Origin of the sequence: Amycolatopsis sp. NPDC049868 (genome assembly GCF_044461365.1) — a bacterium.
Taxonomy (GTDB): domain Bacteria; phylum Actinomycetota; class Actinomycetes; order Mycobacteriales; family Pseudonocardiaceae; genus Amycolatopsis.
Genome location: NZ_JBITKV010000020.1, coordinates 1 through 22,920, shown reverse-complemented (window position 1 = coordinate 22,920; position 22,920 = coordinate 1). Strand labels below are relative to the sequence as shown.

The following is a 22,920-nucleotide window of genomic DNA, read 5'->3' as shown; positions in this document are numbered from 1 at the left end:
GTTGGACGACGAAATCCTCGAGTTCGCCGAAGTCGAGCAGCCTGATGAACACGCGCGCTCGGCGGCGATCGCCCTGCATTCGAAACTGATCAAACCGGCGGGTTCGCTGGGCAGGCTCGAAGAATTGGGCGTATGGGTCGCCGCCTGCCAGGGCCAGTCGCCGCCGCGGCCGTTCACGCGGCCCCGGGTCGTGGTGTTCGCCGGGGACCACGGTGTCGCCGCGAAGGGCGTCTCGGCCTATCCGGGCGAAGTCACCGCGCAACTCGTCGGAAGCATGCTGACCGGTGGCGCGGCCATCAACGTCCTGGCCGCCTCGGCGGGCGCGAGCGTCCGGGTCGTCGACATGGCCGTCGACAGCGACGCTCCGGCGACACGGTCGATCGGCGAGTTCAAGGTGCGGCGCGGATCCGGCTCGATCGACGTCGAGGACGCGCTGACCGACGACGAGGCGCGCGCCGCCGTCCGCGCGGGCCGGGCGATCGCCGACGCCGAGGTCGACGGCGGGGCCGACCTGCTCATCGCGGGCGACCTCGGGATCGGGAACAGCACCCCGGCCTCGGTGCTGGTCGCGGCGCTGACCGGAAGCGAACCGGTGGCCGTCGTCGGCCGCGGTTCCGGTATCGACGACAACGCCTGGATGCGCAAGGCCGCGGCGGTCCGTGACGCGCTGCGGCGGGCGAGGACCGTGCTGGCCGACCCGGTCGCGCTGCTGCGCACCGCCGCCGGCGCGGACATCGCCGCGATGGCGGGTTTCCTCGCGCAGGCTTCGCTGCGGAAGACGCCGGTGATCCTGGACGGCCTGGTCGCCTCCGCGGCCGCGCTGGTCGCCGAGGAACTCGTCCCGGGCGCACGGCAGTGGTGGACCGCGGGCCAGCGCGGCGGCGAACCCGCGCACGCGCTGGCGCTGGAACACCTCGACCTGGACCCGATCCTGGACCTGGACGTGCGCCTCGGCGAGGGAACGGGCGCCGTCGCGGCGCTGCCGCTGGTGTTCATGGCGACGCGGGTGCTCGCGGAGATGGCCACGCACGAGCAGGCCGGGGTGAGCGGCCCACTGATCGAGACTCCCGCTTCCTGACGCCCGCCGCATTTAGTCCTCTAAATGCGTAAGTACGTGAAGGCCCCCTTCACTGCGTCTAGCGCAGTGAAGGGGGCCTTCACGTAGTTGAGCGTCAGCCCAGCGGGTACATCCAGCCTTCCGGGGCCGGCCGGGTGCCCTCCTGGATCCCGGTCAGCGCGCCGCGCAGCTTCATCGTCAGCTCACCGGGCTGCCCGCCCGCGACGGAGAACTCGCCGCCGGCGTGCTTCACGTGCCCGACCGGCGTGATGACCGCCGCGGTCCCGCAGGCGAACACCTCGGTCAGCTCGCCGGAAGCCGCCGCCTTCTCCCACTCGTCGGTGGAGATGCGCCGCTCCTCGACCTGGTGCCCGAACGACTTCGCCAGCTCCAGCAGCGATTTGCGGGTCACGCCCGGGAGCAGCGAACCGGTCAGTTCCGGCGTCACGACGCGGGCCTCGTCACCGGAGCCGAAGACGAAGAACAGGTTCATCCCGCCCATCTCCTCGACCCAGCGCCGCTCGACCGCGTCGAGCCACACGACCTGGTCGCAGCCCTTCTCCACGGCCTGGGCCTGCGCGACGAACGACGCCGCGTAGTTGCCGGCGCATTTCGCCTCGCCGGTGCCACCGGGGACGGCGCGCACGTACTCGGTCGAGAGCCACACGCTCACCGGCTTGACGCCACCGGAGAAGTACGAGCCGGCGGGCGAGCCGATCAGCGCGTAGAGGTACTCGTTGGCGGGCCGGTTGACGCCGAGCCCGGCCTCGGTGGAGATCATGAACGGCCGCAGGTACAGCGACTCGCCCGGCTTCGTCGGGACCCAGCGGCTGTCGACCGCGATGAGCTCGCGGATCGAGTCGAGGAAGGTCTCCACCGGCAGCTGCGGCATGGCGAGGCGCTCGGCCGAGTTACGGAAGCGGATCGCGTTCGCGTCGGGGCGGAACGCCGCGATCGTGCCGTCGGGCTGGCGGTACGCTTTGAGACCTTCGAAGATCGCCTGGCCGTAGTGCAGCACGGAGGTGGCCGGGTCGAGCGTGAAGGGCGCGTACGGCCCGACGGTCGCGTCGTGCCAGCCCTGCTCGGCGCTCCATTTCACGGTCACCATGTGGTCGGTGAAGTGCAACCCGAAACCGGGTGCGGCCAATACGTCCGCGACGCGTTCCGGGCTCGCGGGGCTCGGGTGCGGGAGGTGGTTGAACTGCGTCGAGGTCGTCATGCCTAAGACGATAACGCTTGGTCGGACCCACGTTAGTCGGACGTCCGCATATCTTTACCTCCCTCGATCTGTCCGTCACCACGAACACACGAGGGGTCGCGCCCCTAGGATGGCGGCGTGACGTACAACCAGATGCAGCCCGCTCACCCGGCCCAGCCCGCCACCCCCGGCGCGGGGGCCGACGTCAAGACCTTCATGACGGCCGTGCTGCTCACCTTCGGCACCGGCGTGCTGATGATGGACGGCTGGGCCCTGCTCGACAGCGGCTTCGGCGCGTTCCTCGGCCTGGTCGCCGGCGGTTTCGGCATCTTCTGGTGGAAGAGCATTCACGGCAAGGTGTTCCCGCGCGAGCTGTCCACCAAATCGGTGGTCATCCTCACGGTGATCAACGTCGTGCTGGTGCTGCTCCTGCTGCTGCAGGTGAGCTAGAGCAACCCGTCGGGGAGGCCGGGCGCCGGCCAGTCCGGGTCGGGCCGGAAGTCGGTCCACGTCCCGTCGAAGGGGAACCGCCCGGCGTCCGCGAGTGCCCCGATCCGCTCGCCCTCGGCGCGCAGGCATTCGAGCTGACCGGCGGTGATACGGCCGGCGAGGACGGCCTCCTCGGCCTCGTCCTCGTCCTTCCATTGCCAGCGTCCGCCGGGCTCCACGGCGACGTCGAGGATGCCGTCGATCCGGTCGGGCCCGGTCGGTGTGCGCCCCAGCGGGACCTCGAGGTTGACGTACCAGTTCAGGAAGTGGCCGTCGGCGTCGAAGAACCACCAGACCGACGACCATTCGTCGTCGGCGATACGGCGCAACGTCGACGTGTCGCGCCAGAAATCGGCCACGCGCACCCTCGGCACCCGGAACCGCTCCTCCAGCGGCGCGTCACGGAAGAGCCGCCCGTCGGCGAGCCTGCTGCCGACGATCGGGGTGTCCGCGGGCAGCCAGCCGAGCAGCACGGTCCCGTCGTCGGAGATGACACGCAGCGGGTGATGCTGGCCGATCGAGCCGTCCGGTCGCAGGAAGCGTTCGACGACCGTGTCGCCCGGGGTCCAGAGAGGATCACGCACGCCTTGCACGGTACCGACGGGCGCGGACCCGCAGAACCAGTTCGGCGACCGTTCCCACTCCCGCGAGCACGAGGGCCACGACCGGCCCAGCGAAGGCCGCCGCGACGGCCACGATCAGTCCACAAGCGAGTGTCGCCTTCGGACGTTCCGGGGAAAGCCGTTCCCTGCCTTCGGTGAAGGCGTCCACCGCGACGGGCACGGTCGCCACGGCGGCCACCACGGTCAGCACCGGCAGCAGCGAGACCGCGTCGGCGGCGGCGAGGAGCTCACGGAACGACGTCGCCGAAAGCCCCGGCCGGATCGGTCCCAGCTGATAGAGGGCGACGGCCGTGATCGCGACGGCCACGGCCCCCGCCGCGGCGGCCCGGCCGGCGCCGGAGCGGCGGGGCAGCAGGAACGGCAGCAGTACGAGCACGGCGAGGCCGAGACCGGGTACGGACGGCGGGTCCGGCGCGATGAACTGCGCCAGCGGCGGGATGCCGACGCAGATCGCGATCAGGGAAGCGGCGGCGGCCAGCAGCAGACCGGTGACCCAGCGGGCGGCGTAGTCGCCGAGGCGGACTCCGGCCAGGTCGGCGACGGCCACCACGACGGCGAACACCGCGGCGGCGGCTCCCGGCGCGGACGGGAAGAGGTACTGCCCGAACGTCGTCGCGAAGACCAGGACCAGGCCGAACCGGGAAACGGAGCCCGCGATCCGCTCGGGCCGGGTGTCGCCCAGCGGCGGAAGCAGCGCCTCCGCCGCGACCGCGAGCACAGCCGCGACCACGGCGGCCACGAGTACCCAGTAGTCCGCTCCGGAGGTGCCTACCGCCAGCGCGATGAGCAGACCGCCAGCCAGTCGCACGCCGTCTCCCTTCCAGTTCGTCCAGTTACCCGGTCGGCCCCGCTGTTCCCCCAGGTCCCGCTGTCATTAGCATGGCTCACGATCCAACCGGGCGGCCGCCCGGTACCACCGCGAACGCGCGAGGAGCCAGAAGTGACCGTGCCGAAGCTTGCCCTGACCGAGAACGCCGAAGCGGCGCTTGCCAAGACGCGCGCCGACGTCGTCGTGATCGGCACCCTGCAGGGTGAGGACGGCCCGGCGCTCGCCGCCGGCTCCTCCGTCGCCGACGCCGCCTTCGACGGCAAACTCGCCGAGGTCCTCGGCACCCTCGGCGCCTCCGGCAAGGCCGACGAGGTCGTCAAGGTACCGACGCTGGGCAAGCTGTCCGCCGGTGTCGTGCTGGCCGTCGGCCTCGGCAAGGCCGGCGCCGACGGCGTCACCGCCGAGCAGGTCCGCCGGGCCGCCGGTGCCGCCGCGCGGGCGCTGAGCGGGACCGACCGCGCCTTCGTCACGCTGTCGGCGATCGACCTGCAGGCCGCCGTCGAGGGCACCGTGCTCGGCGCCTACAACTTCACCGAGTACCGCTCCGAGAAGGGCGACGGCCCGGTCGCCAAGGTCGATTTCGTGAGCCCCGAAGAGGGCACCGCCAAGGACCACAAGGCCACGCTGAAGGCCGCCGGCCTGATCGCCGAGTCGGTCATCATCGCCCGCGACCTGATCAACACCCCGCCGAACGACCTGTTCCCGGCCTCCTTCGCCGACCGCGCGAAGACCCTGGCCGAGGCGAACAACCTCGACTTCGAGGTCCTCGACGAGAAGGCCTTGAAGCGCAAGGGCTTCGGCGGCATCCTCGGCGTCGGCGGCGGTTCGTCGCGGCAGCCGCGCCTGCTGCGCATCGCCTACAAGCCCGCGAAGGCGTCGAAGAAGGTCGCGCTGGTCGGCAAGGGCATCACCTTCGACTCGGGCGGCATCTCGATCAAGCCCGCCGCGAACATGGACCACATGACCTCGGACATGTCGGGCGCGGCCGCCGTGCTCGCCTCCGTGGTGCTGGCCGCGAAGCTGAAGTACCCGCTCGAGGTCGTCGCGCACATCCCGCTGGCGGAGAACCTGCCTTCGGCCACCTCGTACCGGCCGGGCGACGTGCTCAGCATGTACGGCGGCAAGACCGTCGAGGTGCTCAACACCGACGCCGAAGGCCGTCTCGTGCTGGCCGACGCGATCGTGCGCGCGGGCGAGGAGAACCCCGACTACCTGATCGAGACCTCGACGCTGACCGGCGCGCAGGTCGTCGCGCTGGGCAACCGCACCGCGGGCGTCATGGGCTCGGACGAGTTCCGCGACCGGATCGCCTCGATCGCGCAGGCCACCGGTGAGGGCGGCTGGGCCATGCCGCTGCCGGAGGAACTGCGCGCCGACCTCGACTCGCGTCTCGCCGACCTGGCCAACGTCACCGGGCACCGCTGGGGCGGCATGCTCGCGGCGGGTATCTTCCTGCGCGAGTTCGTCACCGAGGGCCTGCCCTGGGCGCATATCGACATCGCGGGCCCGTCGTTCAACACCGCCGGGGCGTGGGGCTACACCGGCAAGGGCGGCACCGGCGTCCCGGTCCGCACCATCGCCGCCGTGCTCGCGGACATCGCCGCCAACGGCTGATCCTTTTCGCGCGTGAAGGCCCCCTTCCCTCGGCTGAGCCGCGGGAAGGGGGCCTTCACGCGCTTTATGGCAAGGTCGTCGCCGTGGACAGGGACGCGTATCTCGAAGGCGCGATCAGGGACGTGCTCAGCGGCGACGACGCGACGCTCGACGACCGGATCGCGCACGCGGCGCTGCTGTTCGCCGCGTCCGGGGCGATGGCGGACGCCGACCGGCTGATCACGCATTGGCACGCGCTCACCGAACGTCCGGTCACGACGCTGGTCCCCGGCGCCGTGCAGGCCCGCGCGTGGGCGATGCTCTTCGAAGCGCGAGGAGCGCACCCGGACTGGGCCGCGGCGATGATCCCGCTCGATCTCGACGCCGAGGAACGCGCTCACGACGCCTACCTCGCCCGGCGCGTGTCCGATCTCGACGGCCTGCTCGGAGGTTCCCCGATCGGCGAAGCCGTCTCGCATCTCGGACCTTCGCGGCCGGATCGGTTGCGCGAGGCCGTCGCGCGAGGCGACCTGGACGCCTGGGCCGAGATCGCGTCGCGACAGGGCCGCCCGGACGTCGCCATGCTCGCCGCGACCCGGCGCCTCGCGCCGAAGCTCGCCGGCGGCGCGGACCCGCTCGGGCTCGGCGGCTGGACGGAACTGTGCGCCGGGGCGCTGGTCGCGGCGCTGTACGAGCGCTACCCGCCCGACACCGGCTCCTGGCGCGAGATGGTCGAGGGCATCCTCCGGCTGCGCGGCGGGGGCACCGCTCCCCCGGCGGCGTCGCTCCGCACCATCGACGCGGCCGAGGCACGGCTCGGGCTCCGGCTGCCCGGGGACTACCGCGAGTTCCTCCAGACCTGCGACGGCCTGCCCGCGGACGTCGTCTTCCCCCGGCTGCTCGGGACGGCGGAACTGCGCGCGGAAGGCGGGGTCGTGGTGATCGCGGATCCGGCCGTCGTGCTGCTGACGGCCGCGGGTGAGCAGTGGCGGACGGTCGAGATCGACCCGGCGTTGGGCACGACGGTGCATCCGACCTTCCGGGCGCTGCTGGAGCGGCACTTGCTCCTTTTGGCGCAATCCGCGTGACCGCTCACGAAGATCGACGTCGGCGAGATCGACCTCTGACCCGCGTCAGGCTTCGCCGCGCTTCTTCCGCTCGGTGTACTCCCGCATCCGCTTCGGGTAGCCGACCCGCGCCACCTCGTAGACGGGGATCGACCGTTTGTGACCGAACTGCTGCGCCGCGTCGAGGCTGTCGATCCGGCGCCGGGTCCACTCACCGTCATGGGCGATGAGGACGACCGTGGTCTCGGTGACGTTGGTCTTGGGCTCCACGTACGCCTCGACACCGGTCCGTGAAGACGCCCACTCCTCAAGATGCTTGAAGTCGTTTGAAGAGGCTTTCCGCAGCGTACCGGGCTTTTGCCCGCCCTTAGAGCGCCGGCGCAGCGAGTCGAACAGACCCACTCCGACCACCTCACTTCCCATTCGCGTCCGATGTCCATTATCCCGACGCGGGCGTGTGCTCAGCGTGGCGGTCCGGGCGAGGCGTGTCCCGTGGGTCACAGCACGCGGCCTAGGTCGCAGGCTCTCCACGCGTAGTGACAAGATGGCAAGTGTCCGCGCGCGCGTATACCGCGCGGAGCGGCGCCAGAGCACCACCCCTACCGCTTGCCGAGGAGTTATTGAAGTGACCGACACCTCCGCCGACCTTGTGATCCTGGGTGGCGGATCGGGCGGCTACGCCGCCGCGTTCCGCGCGGCCGAGCTGGGCCTTTCCGTCACCCTGATCGAAAAGGACAAGCTTGGCGGGACGTGCCTCCACCGAGGCTGCATCCCGACCAAGGCCCTCCTGCACGCGGCGGAGGTCGCCGACGAGACCCGCGACGCCGAGACCTTCGGTGTCAAGGCCGTGCTGGAAGGCATCGACATCGCCGGCGTCAACAAGTACAAGGACGGGATCATCTCGCGCCTGTACAAGGGCCTCCAGGGCCTGGCCAAGGCGCACAAGGTGAACCTCGTCGAGGGCACCGGGACCTTCGTCGGCGGCACGACCGTCGAGGTCGACGGCACCCGTCACACCGGCAAGAACGTCATCCTCGCCACCGGTTCGTACTCGAGGACGCTGCCGGGCCTGGAGCTGGGCGGGCGCATCATCGCCAGCGAGCAGGCGCTTTCGCTGGACTACATCCCGAAGAAGGCCATCGTCCTCGGCGGTGGTGTCATCGGTGTCGAATTCGCGTCCGTCTGGGCGTCCTTCGGCGTCGACGTCACCATCGTGGAGGCGCTGCCCCGCCTGGTCCCGAACGAGGACGAGTACGCGTCGAAGCAGCTCGAGCGCGCTTTCCGCCGTCGCAAGATCGCCTTCAAGACCGGCGTCCGGTTCACCGGTGCCAAGCAGGACGACAACGGCGTCAGCGTGTCGCTGGAGTCCGGCGAGACGCTCGAAGCGGACCTGCTCCTGGTCGCCGTGGGCCGCGGCCCGAACTCGGCCGGGCACGGGTACGAGGAGGCCGGCGTCAAGATGGAGCGCGGCTTCGTCCTCACCGACGACCGCCTGCGCACCAACCTGCCGAACGTCTACGCCGTCGGTGACATCGTCCCCGGCCTGCAGCTCGCGCACCGCGGGTTCCAGCAGGGCATCTTCGTCGCGGAAGAGATCGCCGGCCAGGAGCCGCGCGTGATCGACGAGAGCGGCATCCCGCGCGTCACCTACTCGCACCCCGAGGTCGCTTCGGTCGGCCTGACCGAGTCGCAGGCGAAGGAGAAGTACGGCTCCGACGTCACCACCTTCACCTACGACCTCGGCGGCAACGGCAAGAGCCAGATCCTCAAGACCTCCGGTGGGGTCAAGCTGATCAAGGCTCCGGACGGGCCGGTCGTCGGCGTGCACATGGTGGGCGACCGCGTCGGCGAGCTGATCGGCGAAGCGCAGCTGATCTACAGCTGGGAGGCCTTCCCCGAGGACGTCGCCCCGCTCATCCACGCGCACCCCACGCAGACCGAGGCCCTCGGTGAAGCGTTCCTCGCCCTGGCGGGCAAGCCGCTCCACGTCCACAGCTGACGTCTCACGTCGAAGAACCAGACCAAGCAAGACATATCAAGGGAGTCAGCGAACGATGGCCTACTCCGTCACGTTGCCGGAGCTCGGTGAGAGCGTCACCGAGGGCACCGTCACCCGGTGGTTGAAGCAGGAGGGCGACACCGTCGAGGTCGACGAGCCGTTGCTCGAGATCTCCACGGACAAGGTCGACACCGAGGTCCCGTCCCCGGTCGCCGGCAAGGTCGTGAAGATCAGCGCGCAGGAAGACGAGACCGTCGAGGTCGGCGGCGAGCTCGCCGTCATCGACGACGGGACCGGCGGGGTGCCGGAGGCTTCGGCCCCCGCGGCTCCGGTCGCCGAGGCACAGCCGGAGCCCGAGCCCGAGGCGGCGCCTGAGCCGGCCGCGGCCGAGCCCGCCGCCGCCCCGGCGCCGTCCGGTGGCCAGGGCACCGAGGTGAAGCTGCCCGAGCTGGGCGAGAGCGTCACCGAGGGCACCGTCACCCGGTGGCTCAAGCAGGTCGGCGAGAGCGTCGAGGTCGACGAGCCGCTGCTTGAGATCTCCACGGACAAGGTCGACACCGAGGTCCCGTCCCCGGTCGCCGGCACCGTGCTGGAGATCCGCGCCGGCGAGGACGAGACCGTCGAGGTCGGCGGTGTGCTCGCGGTGATCGGTGCCGCCGGTTCCGCCCCGGCCCCGCAGGCCGAGCCCAAGCCGGAACCCAAGCCCGAGCCGAAGCCGGAGCCCAAGCCGGAACCGAAGCCCGAGCCCAAGGCCGAAGCGGCTCCCGCGCCGAAGCCCGCCCCGGCTCCTCAGGCCGCCCCGGCTCCCAAGGCCGAGGCACCGAAGCCCGCGGCGAGCAGCGACAACGGCTCGGACAACGCGCCGTACGTGACGCCGCTGGTCCGCAAGCTCGCTTCGGAGCACGGCATCGACCTGTCGTCGCTGTCCGGCAGCGGCGTCGGTGGCCGCATCCGCAAGCAGGACGTGCTCGCGGCCGCCGAGGCCAAGCAGAAGGCCGCCCCGGCTCCCGCCGCGCAGCCCGCTGCCGCCGCCCCGGCCGCCGCCCCGTCGGCTCCGCGCAAGGCCACGGTTTCGCCGGAGCTCGCGGCCCTGCGCGGCACCGTGCAGAAGGCCAGCCGGATCCGGCAGATCACCGCCACGAAGACCCGCGAGTCGCTGCAGGTTTCCGCGCAGCTCACGCAGGTCCACGAGGTGGACGTCACGAAGGTCGCCAAGCTCCGCCAGCGGGCGAAGGCGGCCTTCAAGGAGCGCGAGGGCGTCAACCTGACGTTCCTGCCGTTCTTCGCGAAGGCCACCGTCGAGGCGCTCAAGCAGCACCCGAACGTCAACGCGTCCTACAACGAGGACACGAAGGAGATCACCTACCACGGTGCGGTGCACCTGGGGATCGCGGTGGACACCGAAAAGGGTCTGCTGTCGGTGGTCATCCACGACGCGGGTGAGCTCAGCCTCGCCGGTCTCGCGCACCGCATCGCCGACCTGGCGGGCCGCGCGCGTTCGGGCCAGATCAAGCCGGACGAGCTGTCGGGTGGCACCTTCACGATCACGAACATCGGCTCCAACGGCGCCCTGTTCGACACGCCGATCATCGTGCAGCCGCAGTCGGGCATGCTCGGTACCGGCGCGGTCGTGAAGCGCCCGGTCGTGATCGCGGACGCCGACGGCAACGACACGATCGCCGTCCGGTCGATGGCGTTCCTGCCGCTGACCTACGACCACCGCCTGGTGGACGGGGCCGACGCGGGCCGCTTCGTCACGACGATCAAGCAGCGTCTGGAAGAGGGCAACTTCGAGGACGAGCTCGGTCTCTGATCCTCCGGTAGTCCGTGAAAGCCCTCGTCCCGCTTCGGCGGGGCGGGGGCCTTCGCCTTTTTCCGCTCCCCGGATGTCACCGATTCTGCCTCCTCACAAGTACGTGAAGGACCCCTTCACTGCGCTAGACGCAATGAAGGGGGCCTTCACGTACCCCGGCCGCATTCAGAGGACTAAACGCGGGGTTTGACAGCCATCCCGAACTCTAGTATTCCGGAATTACGGAAAACAAGAGGGAGGGTGTTGACCATGCTGACCAGACGCCATCTGCTGGCGGGTGCCGCCGCGGGGTCGGCCGCGCTGCTGCTGCCGGGAACCGCGAGCGCGGCCCAGCCGGACACGACGACCGAACAGGGCTGGCTCGACTGGATCGCCGCGCACCGGCAAGACGTCTCCGTCCTGGTCGACGACGGCGACGGCCGCCGTGCCGCGCGCAACCCCGACGTCCGGCGGGTGCTGGCCTCGTCGATCAAGGTCGTGCATCTCAGCGCGTACGCCGTCGCCGTCTCCGAGGGCAGGCTCGACCCGAAGGAACAGATCCGGGTGGGCGACTGGGACGCCCACCACCCGTTCGTCGCCGACGGCCGCGCGCATTTCCAAGCGCTGAACTGGCTGGGTGTCCCCTGCGACGACTACGGCATCGCCAAGGACCCGGAGCAGCGTGTCCCACTGGCCAGGCTCGCCGAAGCGATGATCTTCTTCAGCGACAACGCCGCCACGGACTATCTCCGCACCCGCCTCGGCGATCCCGCCCTCCATCGCGCGGCGGCACGGGGCGGCTGGTTCCGGCCGGACACCCGTTCTCTCGGCGGTGAGGTCCTGATGCTGATGATGCCGGAGTACGCGCCACCACCCGGCAGCCCGGTCGCCGTCCGCCGGGCGATGGGTGACGCGATCGCGCGCCGCTTCGTCCGCGATCCGGCGTTCCGCGCCGAAGCGTTCAAACGGTGGCCGGACATGCCGGGCACCTCCGACGCCCAATGGCCGTGGATCAAGGGGCACGGCCAGGGCTCGGCGGCGGATCTGTTCTCGCTTCACCGCAGTATCGCGAAGGGCCTCTACACACCCGCGCGCGAAATCCTCGCGAAGCCGCTCGCGGACCGCGTGCCGCCTGGAGCGAGCGAAGTGCTCTTCAAGGGCGGAAGCCTGCCTCGAACCCTGACCATCGGGCTCTCCGTCCGCCGGCCGGGCGGGCGTTCGGGCACGGCCGCCGTCCTGCTCACCGGTGTGAGCGATCAGGACCTGCAGAACGCGCTGCCGCTCATCGACCTCGTGCTCGCGGCGCTGTCCGATCCGGCGCGCTTCACCGCCCTGGAACGAGCGCTCCGCTGAGGCGACGGTATAGATAGCCGGTATGGACGCTGAGCTCGCCGACCGGATCGCCGCCCTCGAAGCCCGGGTCGCCGCGCTCGAAGACCGGCACGGCGAGCACCAGGCCGAGCCGGCGGTGAGCCCCGGCGGGCTGGTCGGCTACCACGGCGAGCTGACCGAGCCCCTCGAACTGAGCTGGGCGATCACCATCACGCCCGGTCCGATGCTGGGATTCGAGGACGGGCCGCGGGTCGAGGTGCTCGCGGCCCTGTCCAGCACCGCGCGGGTGGCGCTCGTGCGGACGCTGGCCGAGAAGGGCGCGCAGACCGCGCCCGCCCTGCAGGAGGCCGCCGAACTCGGGTCGCCCGGCCAGCTGTACCACCATCTCAAGGCGCTGACCGGCGCCGGGATCGTCGAGCAGGACAAGCGCGGCAGTTACCGGCTTCGTCCCACCGCGACGATCCCGGTGCTGGTGCTGCTCACCGCCGCGTCGGATGTCGCCGGGCAGCTGAAGAACCTGAGCGTGCGTCCGGATCGCGGATAGGACACGATCGGATCATGCGAGTTCTGATCGCGGGCGCGAGCGGACTGATCGGCACCTCCCTGACGACACGGTTACGCCGTTCCGGGCACGAGGTCGTCCGCCTCGTCCGCCGGGAGGAGCGGGCGGCCGACGAGCGCCGCTGGGATCCCCCCGCCGGTGAGATCGCCGACGGCGCGCTCGACGGGGTCGACGCGGTCGTGAACCTCGCGGGCGCGCCGCTCCTGCCCGGACGCTGGAGCGCGGCCCGCAAACAGGTACTCCTCGACAGCCGGGTCGAACCGACGGAGGTCCTCGCGGAAGCCGTCGCCGAACACAGGATCCCCGTGCTGGTCAACGCTTCCGCCGTCGGCTACTACGGCGACCCCGGACCGTCCCTTGTGGACGAAACGAGTCCGGTGGGACGCGGTTTCCTCGCCGAGCTCTGCACCGCGTGGGAAGGCGCCACCGAGACCGCGGCCACCGCCGGCGCCCGTGTCGTACGTATCCGCACCGGGCTGGTGCTCGCGCGCAAGGGCGGGCTCCTGGACGTCCTGCGGCCGCTGTTCCGCTTGGGGCTCGGCGGGAAACTCGGCGACGGCAAGCAGTACATGCCCTGGATCTCGCTCGACGACGAGGTCGGCGCGATCGTTTTCGCGCTGGAGAACGAATCGCTGTCGGGCGCGGTGAATCTCTCGGGACCGCAGCCCGCCACGAACGCCGCCTTCACCAAGGCGCTGGGCCGCGCCGTGCACCGCCCGGCGATCTGGCAGGTACCCGCGTTCGCCATGAAGATCGCCCTCGGGCAGGCGGCCGAGGAGATGGCGCTGTTCGGGCAGCGTGCCATGCCGCGGGTGCTAGAGGAGGCGGGATACGCGTTCCGCCATCCGACCCTCGAGGACGCGCTGGCCGCCGCGACATGACCGCGCAGCGCGGGCTGTACACCCTCGCCGGATTCCTGCTGCTGGTCGGCTTCGTCACACTCGGGCTGTCCGTCGACGAGCGTCCACCGCCGGTGGACGTCGCCCTCGCCGACGTGTTCCGCGACCAGCACACCCGGCCCGCCGGTCAGGTGGCGGGCCTGATCACGCACGTACTCGGTCCGGTGCTGCCGTTCGCGCTGGGCGCCGTGCTGGTGGTGCTCGCGTGGCGCCGCCGCGACCTGACCGTCTTGTGCGTCAAGCTGGCCGTCGTCCTGCTGGTGTGCCGGATGACCAGCCTGATCGCGAAACCGGCCTTCTACCGGGAGCGGCCTCGCGAATTCCCCGATCTGAGTTATCCGAGCGGACACGTGGTCGCCGTCGCATGCACGGGCTTCGTCGTGGTGCTGCTGTGTGCGTGGACCCGTCCGCACTTCGCGCGCCTGGCGATCACGATCGCCGCCGCGGCGACGGTGCTCGGCGCCCTCTGCCGCATCGTGCTGGGCGTGCACTGGCTGACCGACACCGCGGGATCCGTGCTCGCGGTGGGTGGGGTGGGCCTGATTTCGGCGGCCGGGCTGGGCCTGCTCCCCCTGCCGAAAGACCCGGCGTAGTGTCGCTGACGTGAGCTCTTCGACCACGTCATGCCGTGCCGCCACCGAGCCCGTCGACGTCCGCGAGATCGGGACGATCGACTACACCGAAGCCTGGGAACTCCAGCGCCGGCACGTGACAGCCCGTGCCGACGGCGAGGGCCCTGACACCATGCTGCTGCTGGAGCACCCGTCGGTGTACACGGCGGGCAAGCGCACCGAAGCCGAGGACCGGCCGACCGACGGTACCCCGGTGATCGACGTCGACCGCGGCGGCAAGATCACCTGGCACGGGCCTGGTCAGCTGGTCGGGTACCCGATCATCAAACTCGCCGACCCGATCGACGTCGTGCATTACGTGCGGCGCCTCGAAGAGGCCCTGATCACCGTTTGCGACCAGTTCGGCGTGCACACCGGCCGGGTCGAGGGCCGCAGTGGCGTCTGGATCCCCGCCGACGACCGCGGCCCGGAGCGGAAGATCGCCGCGATCGGCATCCGCGTCCAGCGCGGCGTGACCATGCACGGTTTCGAGCTGAACTGCAACGCCGATCTGGGCGCCTTCGACAAGATCGTCCCGTGCGGCATCCGGGACGCGGGCGTGACGTCGCTGTCCTACGAGCTCGACCGCGAGGTCACGGTCGCGTCGGTGCTGCCGATGGCGCGCGAAGCCGTGCTCGCGGCGCTGGAAGGCGACCTGCCGGTGAGCGACGAGCGCTGGCTGCCGCGCCCCGAAGCCCCTCCCGCCCCCGGCGTCACTTTCGCCCTGCAGAGCTGAGAGCGCGTGAAGGCCCCCTTCCCTCGGCTGAGCCGAGGGAAGGGGGCCTTCACGCGCAAAAGCGTCAGTCCAGCTGAGGAGCGACCTCGGAGGCGATCAGCTCGACCTGGTCCAGATCCGAAAGGTCCAGCAGCTGCAGGTAGAGCCGGGTGATCCCGGTCTTTTCCCGCCACTGCCCGACCTTCTCGACGATCTCCGACGGGGTCCCCGCGAGCCCGTTCTCCCGCAGCTCGGAAACCTCGCGCCCGAGCACCGAAGCACGCTTCGCGACCTCGGCGTCGTCACGGCCCACGGCGACGACGAGCGCGGCCGACCGGATGATCTCCTTGGGGTCGCGGCCGATCTCGCGCGCGGCGTCGTCGACGCGGCCGAACTGCTCGGCGGCGAAGTCCGGACCGACGAACGGCAGGTTGAACTCGTCCGCGTAGCGGGCGGCGAGTGCCGGGGTGCGCTTCTTGCCGCCACCGCCGATGATCACGGGCGGCCGGGGCCGCTGAGCCGGCTTGGGCAGGCCGGGCGAGTCGACGAGCTTGTAGTGCTCGCCGTCGAAGGAGAACGTCTCCCCCTCCGGCGTCTCCCACAGCCCGGTGACGACGGCGAGCTGCTCGGCGTAGCGGTCGAAGCGCTCCTTGATCGGCGGCAGGTCGAGGCCGTAGGCGGTGTGCTCGTCGTCGTACCAGCCCGACCCGAGGCCGAGCTCGACGCGGCCGCCGGACATCTGGTCCACCTGCGCGACCGAGATCGCGAGCACCGACGGATGGCGGAAGGTGGCGGCGGTGACGAGGGTGCCCAGCCGCACACGGCGGGTCTCGCGGGCAAGACCCGCGAGGGTGATCCACGCGTCGGTCGGGCCCGGCAGTCCGGTCGCCGAACCCATCTTCAGGTAGTGGTCGCTGCGGAAGAAGGCGTCGTAACCCGCGTCCTCGGTGGCCTTCGCCACCCGGAGCAGGTCTTCGTAACTGGCCCCCTGCTGGGGCTCGGTAAAGATCCTGAGGTCCACGAAAGCCACCCTATAGACGGCTTCGTCAGCTCGCTTTCCCGTGCTCGGCGGGCGGAACACGGCGGAACCCGACGAGCAGCCGCACCAGTACCTCCTCGACCTGGGCGCTGACCTTCTTCGGCTCGGTGGACGAAGCGATCTCGATCGCCGCGCTCGACAACGCGCCGAACAGCAGCCGCGCGGTGACGTCGACCGGGACGTCGTCGACCTCGCCGACCTCGATGAGCGACTGGATCCCGGTGCGGACCAGGCCGAAGCTGCAGCGCTCCTCCGCCTCGCGCCAGCGCTCCCAGCCCATCACCACCGGCGCCTCGTGGATCGCGATGCGCTGGTACGCCGGGTCGAGGCAGCTCTGCAGGAAGCCACGCAATCCGGTGAGCGCCCGCTCCCACGGCGAGGCCGGGCCGTTCATGATCTTTTCGAGCCGGTCGAAGACCTGGCTCTCGACCGTGTCGAAGGCGGCCTCGAACAGCGCCTGCTTGCCACTGAAGTGGTGGTAGAGCGCGCCTTTCGTCACCCTGGCCCGCTTGGCGATCTCGTCGAGAGACGTACCGGCGTACCCGCGTTTGGTGAACAGCTCGACGGCACTCTCCACGAGCGCCGACCGGGTGGACTCGGAATAGTCCAGCCGCCTTGACCTCATTGTCGCCACCTTCACAACTTTACGCCGCCGTCCCCACTCCATACCCATGGTATGTTGACTGCTGTCAGGTCCGTACCGGGAGTATGCCGCAAACCTGCGGTATGAACCGGGTCACGGAGGGGAGCCCACATCATGAGCTGGAACGACTTCTACCAGCGGCGCGACATCCTCGAAGCCGCACTGCGCCAGGCGGGTCACCACCCGTCCGACGCGATCTCACTCGAAGAAATCCCTGGCGCCACCAAGTACTTCGCGACCGAAGAGGAGCTTCTGGTCGCGCTCCGGTACAAGTGGAACCAGGTGTTCGCCGGTCACCTCCGCGCCGAGATGACCGACCCGGACTACGCCGACCAGGACCTCGCGCTCGACAGGGTCGATGCCGTCACCCGCGCCTGGAACAGCGCCACCACCGAACACGAGACCCTCCGCGCCGTTCTCGACGCGGCCCTCGAACGGTGCCCCGCGCTGATCCCGTCGCACGAAGCCGAACTGCGCACGCTCGCGCTGACGGCCGGTCTTGCCGACGGCAAGGAGCCTGTCGACGAGATCACCAAGGTCGGCAGCGCGTTCGCCGCCCTGCTCCGGCACGGACGGCACGCGAAGCCCGCCCGGCGCCGCAGCCCCATGGGTCACCTGCTCCGGTTGCTCGCGCCGAGCGCCTGACCTGGCGTAGCGGCACAGCCGACGATGTAGTTAGGTGACCCGCATGGCTGCTCACGCGCGCTGGACCGAGGCCGACATCCCGGATCAGACCGGCCGGACCGTGTTCGTCACGGGGGCGAACTCGGGGCTCGGGCTGCGGATGTCCGAGGTGCTCGCGGCCAAGGGGGCCCGCGTGCTGCTCGGTTGCCGCTCGCCGGAGCGCGGCGCCAAGGCGCTGGAGCAGGTGCGCGCGGCCGCGACCGGGGAAGCACCCGAGCTCGTCCGGCTGGACCTCGCCGACCTCGATTCGGTCCGCGAAGCCGCGAAGAAGGTCCAGGAGCTGACGGGCGACAAGCTCGACGTCCTGGTCAACAACGCGGGCGTGATGGCGACCCCGCGCGGCCACACCAAGGACGGTTTCGAAACCCAGTTCGGCACGAACCATCTCGGGCACGCGGTGCTGACCTGGCTGCTGATGCCTTCACTGCGCAACGGTTCGGGCGCGCGCGTCGTCACCTTGTCGAGTGTCGCGGCGACGGGCGCGCGCATCGACGTCGCCGACCCGAACTTCGAACGCCGGATGTACAACCCCGGCTCGGCCTACGGCCAGTCGAAACTCGCCAATCAGGTGTTCGCGCTCGAACTCGACCGCAGGCTGCGCGCCGAGGGCGAGGACGTCATCAGCGTGGCGGCGCACCCGGGCTACACCTGGACCGGACTCGGTTCCGGGATGGCCCGCTCCTACCGCAACCCGGTGGTGCGCGCGCTCGTCGCCGCGGGCAACCGGATCGGCGAGATCTTCATCGCGCAGAACGCCCGCCAGGGCACGCTCCCGCAACTGTTCGCGGCGACCTCCCCCGAGGCCGAAGGCGGCGATTACATCGGCCCTCGCGGGCTCGGCGGGCTTCGCGGTGCTCCGGTCAAGGTGCGCCCGCTGGCCGCCGCGAGGAGCGAATCGCTCGGCGCCGCGTTGTGGGATCTGACCACCAAGTTGACGGGCGTCACCCCCGACCCCGCGTAAGCGGCGACCACTGCTCCGGCGGGCGTAGGGTGACGGTGTGAGTGCTGCCCCAGATGGCCGCAAGCTGTTGCGGCTCGAGGTCCGGAATTCCCAGACTCCCATCGAAAAGAAGCCGTCGTGGATCAAGACGCGCGCCCGGATGGGTCCGGAGTTCACCGAACTCAAAGGCCTGGTGCGCCGTGAAGGCCTCCACACCGTCTGCGAAGAAGCCGGTTGTCCCAATATCTATGAGTGCTGGGAAGACCGCGAGGCGACGTTCCTGATCGGTGGCGACCAGTGCACGCGGCGCTGTGACTTCTGCCAGATCGACACCGGCAAGCCAGCAGCGCTGGACCGCACCGAGCCGCGCAAGGTCGCCGAAAGCGTCCAGGCGATGGGCTTGCGCTACTCGACGGTCACCGGCGTCGCGCGCGACGATCTGGAGGACGGTGGCGCGTGGCTGTACGCCGAAACCGTGCGTCAGATCCACGCGCTGAACCCCGGCACGGGTGTCGAGCTGCTGATCCCGGACTTCAACGCGGACCCGGACCAGCTCGCCGAAGTCTTCGGTTCGCGGCCGGAGGTGCTCGCGCACAACGTGGAGACGGTGCCGCGGATCTTCAAGCGCATCCGCCCCGGTTTCCGGTACGCGCGGTCGCTGGAAGTCATCACGAAGGCCCGTGAGGCCGGTCTGGTGACGAAGTCGAACCTGATCCTCGGCATGGGCGAGACCCCGGAAGAGGTCGCGCCCGCGATGAAGGACCTGGTCGACGCGGGCTGCGAGATCCTCACGATCACCCAGTACCTGCGGCCCTCACCCAGGCACCACCCCGTGGACCGCTGGGTCAAGCCCGAAGAGTTCGTCGAGCACTCGAACGCAGCCGAGGCCATGGGCTTCGCCGGCGTCATGGCCGGGCCGCTCGTACGCTCCTCGTACCGCGCCGGTCGCCTCTTCGCCCAGACGAAAGCCCACCGCGGGGAGCCGCTGTCGGAGAACCTGGCCCACCTGGCCGCCGAAGGGCCCGCGGCCCAGGAAGCCAGCTCGCTGCTGGCTCGGTGACTCCGGTCACCCTCTTCGCGACATCGCCACCCACCAGGTCACGAATCAGTAAAGTGACCTGGTGGCGTTGGTAACTGATCTTCTGAACTGGCTGCAGGGACTCCCGGAACCGGGACTGGTCGCGGCGACCGGTGGACTCGTGTTCGCCGAATGCACCATCGGGCTCGGCTTCATCGCCCCCGGTGAATCGGGGCTGCTGGTCGCGGCCACGACGGCGACGTCGGTCTCACGCTTCCTGACCCTGTGGGCCGTCGTGACGGTCTGCGCCGCACTCGGCGACTCGCTCGGCTACGCGATCGGCAAACGTTTCGGCCCGCGTCTGCGCGAGACGAAGCTGATCCGCAAGTACGGCCTCGACGCCTGGGACAAGGCGACGGGGGTGCTCGAACGGCGAGGCGCGTGGGCGGTGTTCTTCGCGCGGTTCCTCCCGGTGATCCGCACGCTGACCCCGGCCGCGTCCGGGACCTCGGGCCTGCCCTTCCGTAAGTTCCTGCCCGCCGCCGCGGCGGGCGCGGCCTGCTGGTCGGCCATCCACATCGGCATCGGTGCCGCCCTCGGCGAGGCCGCCAAGAAGGTCGAAGGCGCGCTCAACACCGGCGGCCTGGTCATCGTCGGCGTGCTCGTGGGTGTCGCCGTGTTCTTCCTGCTGCGCTACAAGAAGAAGAAAGCGCTCGCGGTCACAGCCGACGAAGCCATCCCGGCGAAGATCGGCGCGGACGACTAGATTCCGGGCATGGCCGCCCTGAACCTGCCCCAGCCGATCGGTTTCGTCCTCGGTGGCGGCGGCAGTCTCGGGGCGATGCAGGTCGGGATGCTGCGGGCTCTCACGGAAGCGGGCGTCGCGCCCGACCTCGTCGTCGGCACCTCGGTGGGTTCACTGAACGCCGCCGTCCTCGCCCTCGGTGGCGAATCGAGCGACCGGCTCGACCGGATCTGGTCGCGGATGACCCGGCACGAGGCGTTCCCCGGCGGCGTGCTCAGCCAGGTGCGGACCCTGCGGCACAGCAAGACCAACCTGTTCCCCAACACCGGGCTCGCCGCGATCGTCGACGAGCACATCGGCGAGGGCGTCCGCTTCGAAGATCTCGCTCTGCCGCTCGGCGTCGTCGCGACGGACGTCGACACCGCCGAGCCGCTGCTGATCCGTTCCGGGCCCGTGCTGGCGCCGCTGCTGGCCAGTTGCGCGATTCCCGGGATCTATCCGCCGGTGCCCTTCGGCGAGCGCATGCTCTACGACGGTGGTCTGGTCGCCAACGTGCCGATGCGCCAGGCACTCGCCATGGGCGCGAAATCGCTCGTCGTCCTCGACTGCGCCTTCCCCGGCAAGATGCCCGGCACCCCGCAGACCTTCGCCGAGGTGATGATGTTCACCGCGATGATCAGCATGCGGAACCAGGCGGTCCTGGAGGCGCCGATCGCCGCGGCCGAAGTGCCCGTGGTGTACATACCGGGGCCGAAGCCGGTACGGGTCAGCCCGCTGGACTTCAGCCACACCGCCGCACTGACCGCCGAAGCCTACGACGCCGCGAAGACCTATTTGGGCGAATTGAGCGTCGATGGCCCCGGCCTTTATGGTGCGCCCGGTCTCGTCGTGGACTGAGAAGCAACCATCCGGCAGCGATCACGTCTTCTTCGTCGCGTAGTTTTGAAGAGAGAACTTCCCGCTGATCGAGCGACTTAAAAAGAGAATCTCATGTTTCCCAAGAAGACATTACTTTCGACGGCCGGAATACTCGCCGCGATACTGCTGATCTCGGCCTGCTCGTCCTCCGGCGGCACCGGTACTTCGAATTCCTCCGGCCCGAGCGCCGGATCGGACGAAAGCCCGGTTTCGGTGACCATCGATCCGGCCGGCGGGACGAACGTCAATCCGGCGACCCCGGTGGTGGTCAAGGCCGAGCACGGCAAGCTGATCGACGTCACCGTCAGCAACGCCGACAAGGGCAACCAGGTGAAGGGCGAACTGGCGAGCGACGGGCTCAGCTGGAAGACCACCGAACCGCTCGGCTACGGCAGCACCTACAAGATCGTGGCGCATGCCCAGGGCGCCGACGGAAAGCCCGTCGAGCAACAGAGCAGGGTCTCCACGCTGAGCCCGAAGCAGCAGGCGAACCCGAACCTGATCCCGGCGCCCTCGGCGGTCGCTTCCGGGGGTGTCGGCGTCGGGCAGCCGATCGTGTTCACCTTCGGCCAGCCGGTGAAGAACAAGGCCGAAGTGGAGAAGAAGCTGTCCGTGGAGTCCACGCCGAAGCAGGAAGGCTCCTGGTACTGGATCGACGACAAGAACGTCCATTACCGCCCCAAGGTGTATTGGCAGCCGGGGACGACGCTCAAGGTGTCGGCGATGATCTACGGCGTCGATTTCGGCAATGGCGTGTACGGCGCGACCGATCGCACCGAAACGTACAAAGTGCACGATTCCTGGGTCGCGAAGGCCGACGGCAACACCGAGCAGATGCAGATCTTCCACAACGGTCAGCTCGCGAAATCGATGCCCATTTCCATGGGCAAGGACGCCACACCCACACATTTGGGCGCACACGTCATTTCGGACAAACACGAGAATTACACGATGGACTCGTGCACGTACGGCGTCTGCCAAGGCCAGCCGGGGTACTACAAGTCGAACGAGAAGTGGTCGCTGCGCATCTCCAACGACGGCGAGTTCGTCCACGAGAACCCGAACAGTGTCGGCGCGCAGGGCAGTTCGAACGTGTCGCACGGCTGCATCAACCTCAACGCCGCCAACGCGCAGTGGTTCTACCAGAACATGGGGCTCGGCGACGTCGTCGAGGTGACCAACTCCGGTGGCCCGCAGCTGCCGGTATGGGACCTCTACGGCGACTGGTCGAAGTCGTGGGCGGACTGGCAGGCGGGCAGCGCGCTCAAGTAGAGGGATGATGGGCCGGTGACCAGCACCCTGAGCACGGCCCGCTCACTCGTGGCCGGCGCCGGCCGGATCGTCGCACTGACCGGCGCCGGGATCTCCACGGACTCGGGGATCCCCGATTTCCGCGGCCCGCGGGGTCTGTGGACCCGCGACCCGGCCGCGGAGAAGATGTCGAACCTCAAGGCGTATCAAGGAAGCCGTGAGGTTCGGGAACGGACCTGGCAGGCGCGGCTGGTGCATCCCGGCTGGGACGCCGTGCCGAACGCGGCGCACTACGCGCTCGAGCGCCTGTCGCCGACGTGGATCATCACCCAGAACATCGACCGGCTGCATCAGAAGGCAGGTTCTCCGCCCGAGCGGGTGCTGGAACTCCACGGGACGATGTTCGAGTCCGTCTGCCTGTCCTGTGACGATCACCGGGACATGCGCTCGACGCTGGAGCGCGTCCGGGCAGGCGAGGCCGATCCGCCCTGCCTGGTGTGCGGCGGCATCCTGAAGTCGGCCACCGTTTCCTTCGGCCAGCACCTGGACCAGAATCTGCTCCAGGCCGCGCGGGCAGCGGTCTCCGACAGCGATCTCTTACTGGTGGCCGGATCGTCCCTGAGCGTGCAACCGGCCGCCTCACTGGTGAGTGTCGCTTCACGGGCCGGCGCCGCCGTGGTCATCTGCAATGGCTCCGAGACACCTTACGACTCCATGGCCACCGCCGTCGTCCGCGGCCCGCTCGCCGAATCCCTCCCCGCCCTCGCCCCGTCCCGCATTTAGAGGACTAAATGCGCAGGCATGAGAAAAGGGCTCGGGCTCCGGGAGAACTCGTGGTTCTCGACCGGGGCCCGAGCCCTTCTCTTCAATGTTAGTCCGGCGGTGTCCTACTCTCCCACAACCCTTCGGTTGCAGT

24 protein-coding genes are annotated in these 22,920 nt (G+C 69.8%); 18 read left to right on the top strand and 6 right to left on the bottom strand.

Features of this window, described 5'->3' with window-relative positions; genetic code table 11:
• Window position 1 precedes the first annotated feature (1 nt).
• Window positions 2–1,078 (top strand): nicotinate-nucleotide--dimethylbenzimidazole phosphoribosyltransferase, encoded by a 1,077-nt coding sequence (gene cobT, locus ACIBTM_RS42970; protein ID WP_395882892.1) that lies wholly within the window; start codon window positions 2–4, stop codon window positions 1,076–1,078.
• A gap of 94 nt (window positions 1,079–1,172) precedes the next feature.
• Here cobT and ACIBTM_RS42965 read toward each other — a convergent pair whose 3' ends face one another.
• Complete coding sequence (locus tag ACIBTM_RS42965; protein ID WP_395882891.1) at window positions 1,173–2,276, bottom strand: branched-chain amino acid aminotransferase; 1,104 nt, start codon at window positions 2,274–2,276, stop codon at window positions 1,173–1,175.
• Window positions 2,277–2,393: 117 nt separating this feature from the next.
• On the opposite strand from ACIBTM_RS42965, the gene ACIBTM_RS42960 reads away from it, so the two are divergent.
• The gene (locus ACIBTM_RS42960; protein ID WP_395882890.1) at window positions 2,394–2,705 is read left to right on the top strand and encodes a hypothetical protein; all 312 of its coding nucleotides are present in this window, start codon (window positions 2,394–2,396) and stop codon (window positions 2,703–2,705) included.
• On the opposite strand, the gene ACIBTM_RS42955 is transcribed toward ACIBTM_RS42960, so the two are convergent.
• Entirely contained in the window at window positions 2,702–3,328 is a 627-nt protein-coding gene (locus tag ACIBTM_RS42955) for a DUF402 domain-containing protein (RefSeq protein WP_395882889.1), read from the bottom strand. The two genes, ACIBTM_RS42960 and ACIBTM_RS42955, sit on opposite strands and share 4 nt — an antisense overlap.
• Complete coding sequence (locus ACIBTM_RS42950; RefSeq protein ID WP_395882888.1) at window positions 3,321–4,175, bottom strand: hypothetical protein; 855 nt, start codon at window positions 4,173–4,175, stop codon at window positions 3,321–3,323. The genes ACIBTM_RS42955 and ACIBTM_RS42950 overlap by 8 nt, the downstream gene beginning before the upstream one ends.
• A 132-nt stretch (window positions 4,176–4,307) precedes the next feature.
• Between ACIBTM_RS42950 and ACIBTM_RS42945 the strand changes: the two genes are divergently transcribed.
• Window positions 4,308–5,810 carry a leucyl aminopeptidase gene (locus tag ACIBTM_RS42945; RefSeq protein ID WP_395882887.1) on the top strand — a complete coding sequence of 501 codons (1,503 nt, stop codon included), beginning with the start codon at window positions 4,308–4,310 and terminating at the stop codon, window positions 5,808–5,810.
• Between the two features lie 83 nt (window positions 5,811–5,893).
• Window positions 5,894–6,877, top strand: coding sequence for an SMI1/KNR4 family protein (locus tag ACIBTM_RS42940; protein ID WP_395882886.1), 984 nt, complete (start codon window positions 5,894–5,896; stop codon window positions 6,875–6,877).
• A gap of 45 nt (window positions 6,878–6,922) precedes the next feature.
• Here ACIBTM_RS42940 and ACIBTM_RS42935 read toward each other — a convergent pair whose 3' ends face one another.
• Window positions 6,923–7,267, bottom strand: coding sequence for an oxidoreductase (locus ACIBTM_RS42935; RefSeq protein WP_395883005.1), 345 nt, complete (start codon window positions 7,265–7,267; stop codon window positions 6,923–6,925).
• 214 nt (window positions 7,268–7,481) lie between these two features.
• Between ACIBTM_RS42935 and lpdA the strand changes: the two genes are divergently transcribed.
• The 7 genes from lpdA to lipB all read left to right on the top strand — a co-directional run bounded on the left by lpdA (window position 7,482) and on the right by lipB (window position 14,787).
• Window positions 7,482–8,855, top strand: coding sequence for a dihydrolipoyl dehydrogenase (lpdA, locus tag ACIBTM_RS42930; protein ID WP_395882885.1), 1,374 nt, complete (start codon window positions 7,482–7,484; stop codon window positions 8,853–8,855).
• A 55-nt stretch (window positions 8,856–8,910) separates the two neighbouring features.
• A complete protein-coding gene (sucB, locus tag ACIBTM_RS42925; protein WP_395882884.1) occupies window positions 8,911–10,668 on the top strand; it encodes a 2-oxoglutarate dehydrogenase, E2 component, dihydrolipoamide succinyltransferase in 1,758 nt (585 codons plus the stop codon).
• 249 nt (window positions 10,669–10,917) lie between these two features.
• Window positions 10,918–12,000, top strand: coding sequence for a serine hydrolase (locus ACIBTM_RS42920; RefSeq protein ID WP_395882883.1), 1,083 nt, complete (start codon window positions 10,918–10,920; stop codon window positions 11,998–12,000).
• Window positions 12,001–12,022: 22 nt separating this feature from the next.
• Complete coding sequence (locus ACIBTM_RS42915) at window positions 12,023–12,523, top strand: ArsR/SmtB family transcription factor (protein WP_395882882.1); 501 nt, start codon at window positions 12,023–12,025, stop codon at window positions 12,521–12,523.
• A 14-nt stretch (window positions 12,524–12,537) separates the two neighbouring features.
• Entirely contained in the window at window positions 12,538–13,422 is an 885-nt protein-coding gene (locus ACIBTM_RS42910) for a TIGR01777 family oxidoreductase (protein ID WP_395882881.1), read from the top strand.
• Complete coding sequence (locus tag ACIBTM_RS42905) at window positions 13,419–14,033, top strand: phosphatase PAP2 family protein (protein ID WP_395882880.1); 615 nt, start codon at window positions 13,419–13,421, stop codon at window positions 14,031–14,033. The genes ACIBTM_RS42910 and ACIBTM_RS42905 overlap by 4 nt, the downstream gene beginning before the upstream one ends.
• 10 nt (window positions 14,034–14,043) lie before the next feature.
• Window positions 14,044–14,787 (top strand): lipoyl(octanoyl) transferase LipB, encoded by a 744-nt coding sequence (gene lipB / locus ACIBTM_RS42900; RefSeq protein ID WP_395882879.1) that lies wholly within the window; start codon window positions 14,044–14,046, stop codon window positions 14,785–14,787.
• A 64-nt stretch (window positions 14,788–14,851) separates the two neighbouring features.
• Here the strand turns inward: lipB and ACIBTM_RS42895 are convergent, their stop codons facing one another.
• Complete coding sequence (locus tag ACIBTM_RS42895; RefSeq protein ID WP_395882878.1) at window positions 14,852–15,787, bottom strand: LLM class F420-dependent oxidoreductase; 936 nt, start codon at window positions 15,785–15,787, stop codon at window positions 14,852–14,854.
• Between the two features lie 25 nt (window positions 15,788–15,812).
• Window positions 15,813–16,430 (bottom strand): TetR/AcrR family transcriptional regulator, encoded by a 618-nt coding sequence (locus ACIBTM_RS42890; RefSeq protein ID WP_395882877.1) that lies wholly within the window; start codon window positions 16,428–16,430, stop codon window positions 15,813–15,815.
• 132 nt (window positions 16,431–16,562) lie between these two features.
• On the opposite strand from ACIBTM_RS42890, the gene ACIBTM_RS42885 reads away from it, so the two are divergent.
• The 7 genes from ACIBTM_RS42885 to ACIBTM_RS42855 all read left to right on the top strand — a co-directional run bounded on the left by ACIBTM_RS42885 (window position 16,563) and on the right by ACIBTM_RS42855 (window position 22,787).
• The gene (locus ACIBTM_RS42885; protein WP_395882876.1) at window positions 16,563–17,093 is read left to right on the top strand and encodes a hypothetical protein; all 531 of its coding nucleotides are present in this window, start codon (window positions 16,563–16,565) and stop codon (window positions 17,091–17,093) included.
• 43 nt (window positions 17,094–17,136) lie between these two features.
• Window positions 17,137–18,093 carry an oxidoreductase gene (locus ACIBTM_RS42880; protein ID WP_395882875.1) on the top strand — a complete coding sequence of 319 codons (957 nt, stop codon included), beginning with the start codon at window positions 17,137–17,139 and terminating at the stop codon, window positions 18,091–18,093.
• 37 nt (window positions 18,094–18,130) lie between these two features.
• Window positions 18,131–19,132: a lipoyl synthase gene (gene lipA, locus ACIBTM_RS42875; RefSeq protein ID WP_395882874.1), complete on the top strand. Its 1,002-nt coding sequence runs from the start codon at window positions 18,131–18,133 to the stop codon at window positions 19,130–19,132.
• Window positions 19,133–19,193: 61 nt separating this feature from the next.
• On the top strand, window positions 19,194–19,856 hold the full coding sequence (locus tag ACIBTM_RS42870; RefSeq protein ID WP_395882873.1) for a DedA family protein: 663 nt from the start codon (window positions 19,194–19,196) through the stop codon (window positions 19,854–19,856).
• 9 nt (window positions 19,857–19,865) lie between these two features.
• Window positions 19,866–20,732, top strand: a complete 867-nt coding sequence (locus tag ACIBTM_RS42865; RefSeq protein WP_395882872.1) for a patatin-like phospholipase family protein — start codon at window positions 19,866–19,868, stop codon at window positions 20,730–20,732.
• A gap of 93 nt (window positions 20,733–20,825) precedes the next feature.
• Window positions 20,826–22,025: an Ig-like domain-containing protein gene (locus tag ACIBTM_RS42860; RefSeq protein ID WP_395882871.1), complete on the top strand. Its 1,200-nt coding sequence runs from the start codon at window positions 20,826–20,828 to the stop codon at window positions 22,023–22,025.
• Between the two features lie 15 nt (window positions 22,026–22,040).
• A complete protein-coding gene (locus ACIBTM_RS42855) occupies window positions 22,041–22,787 on the top strand; it encodes an SIR2 family NAD-dependent protein deacylase (RefSeq protein WP_395882870.1) in 747 nt (248 codons plus the stop codon).
• The last annotated feature ends 133 nt before the right edge of the window (window positions 22,788–22,920 follow it).

What these genes read in the sequence shown, in the direction of transcription:
- ACIBTM_RS42965 (WP_395882891.1), bottom strand. Translation starts at nt 2,276, where the DNA reads ATGACGACCTCGACGCAGTTCAACCACCTCCCGCACCCGAGCCCCGCG.
- sucB (WP_395882884.1), top strand. Translation starts at nt 8,911, where the DNA reads ATGGCCTACTCCGTCACGTTGCCGGAGCTCGGTGAGAGCGTCACCGAG.
- ACIBTM_RS42920 (WP_395882883.1), top strand. Translation starts at nt 10,918, where the DNA reads ATGCTGACCAGACGCCATCTGCTGGCGGGTGCCGCCGCGGGGTCGGCC.
- ACIBTM_RS42915 (WP_395882882.1), top strand. Translation starts at nt 12,023, where the DNA reads ATGGACGCTGAGCTCGCCGACCGGATCGCCGCCCTCGAAGCCCGGGTC.
- ACIBTM_RS42910 (WP_395882881.1), top strand. Translation starts at nt 12,538, where the DNA reads ATGCGAGTTCTGATCGCGGGCGCGAGCGGACTGATCGGCACCTCCCTG.
- ACIBTM_RS42905 (WP_395882880.1), top strand. Translation starts at nt 13,419, where the DNA reads ATGACCGCGCAGCGCGGGCTGTACACCCTCGCCGGATTCCTGCTGCTG.
- ACIBTM_RS42890 (WP_395882877.1), bottom strand. Translation starts at nt 16,430, where the DNA reads ATGAGGTCAAGGCGGCTGGACTATTCCGAGTCCACCCGGTCGGCGCTC.
- ACIBTM_RS42885 (WP_395882876.1), top strand. Translation starts at nt 16,563, where the DNA reads ATGAGCTGGAACGACTTCTACCAGCGGCGCGACATCCTCGAAGCCGCA.
- ACIBTM_RS42880 (WP_395882875.1), top strand. Translation starts at nt 17,137, where the DNA reads ATGGCTGCTCACGCGCGCTGGACCGAGGCCGACATCCCGGATCAGACC.
- ACIBTM_RS42865 (WP_395882872.1), top strand. Translation starts at nt 19,866, where the DNA reads ATGGCCGCCCTGAACCTGCCCCAGCCGATCGGTTTCGTCCTCGGTGGC.
- ACIBTM_RS42860 (WP_395882871.1), top strand. Translation starts at nt 20,826, where the DNA reads ATGTTTCCCAAGAAGACATTACTTTCGACGGCCGGAATACTCGCCGCG.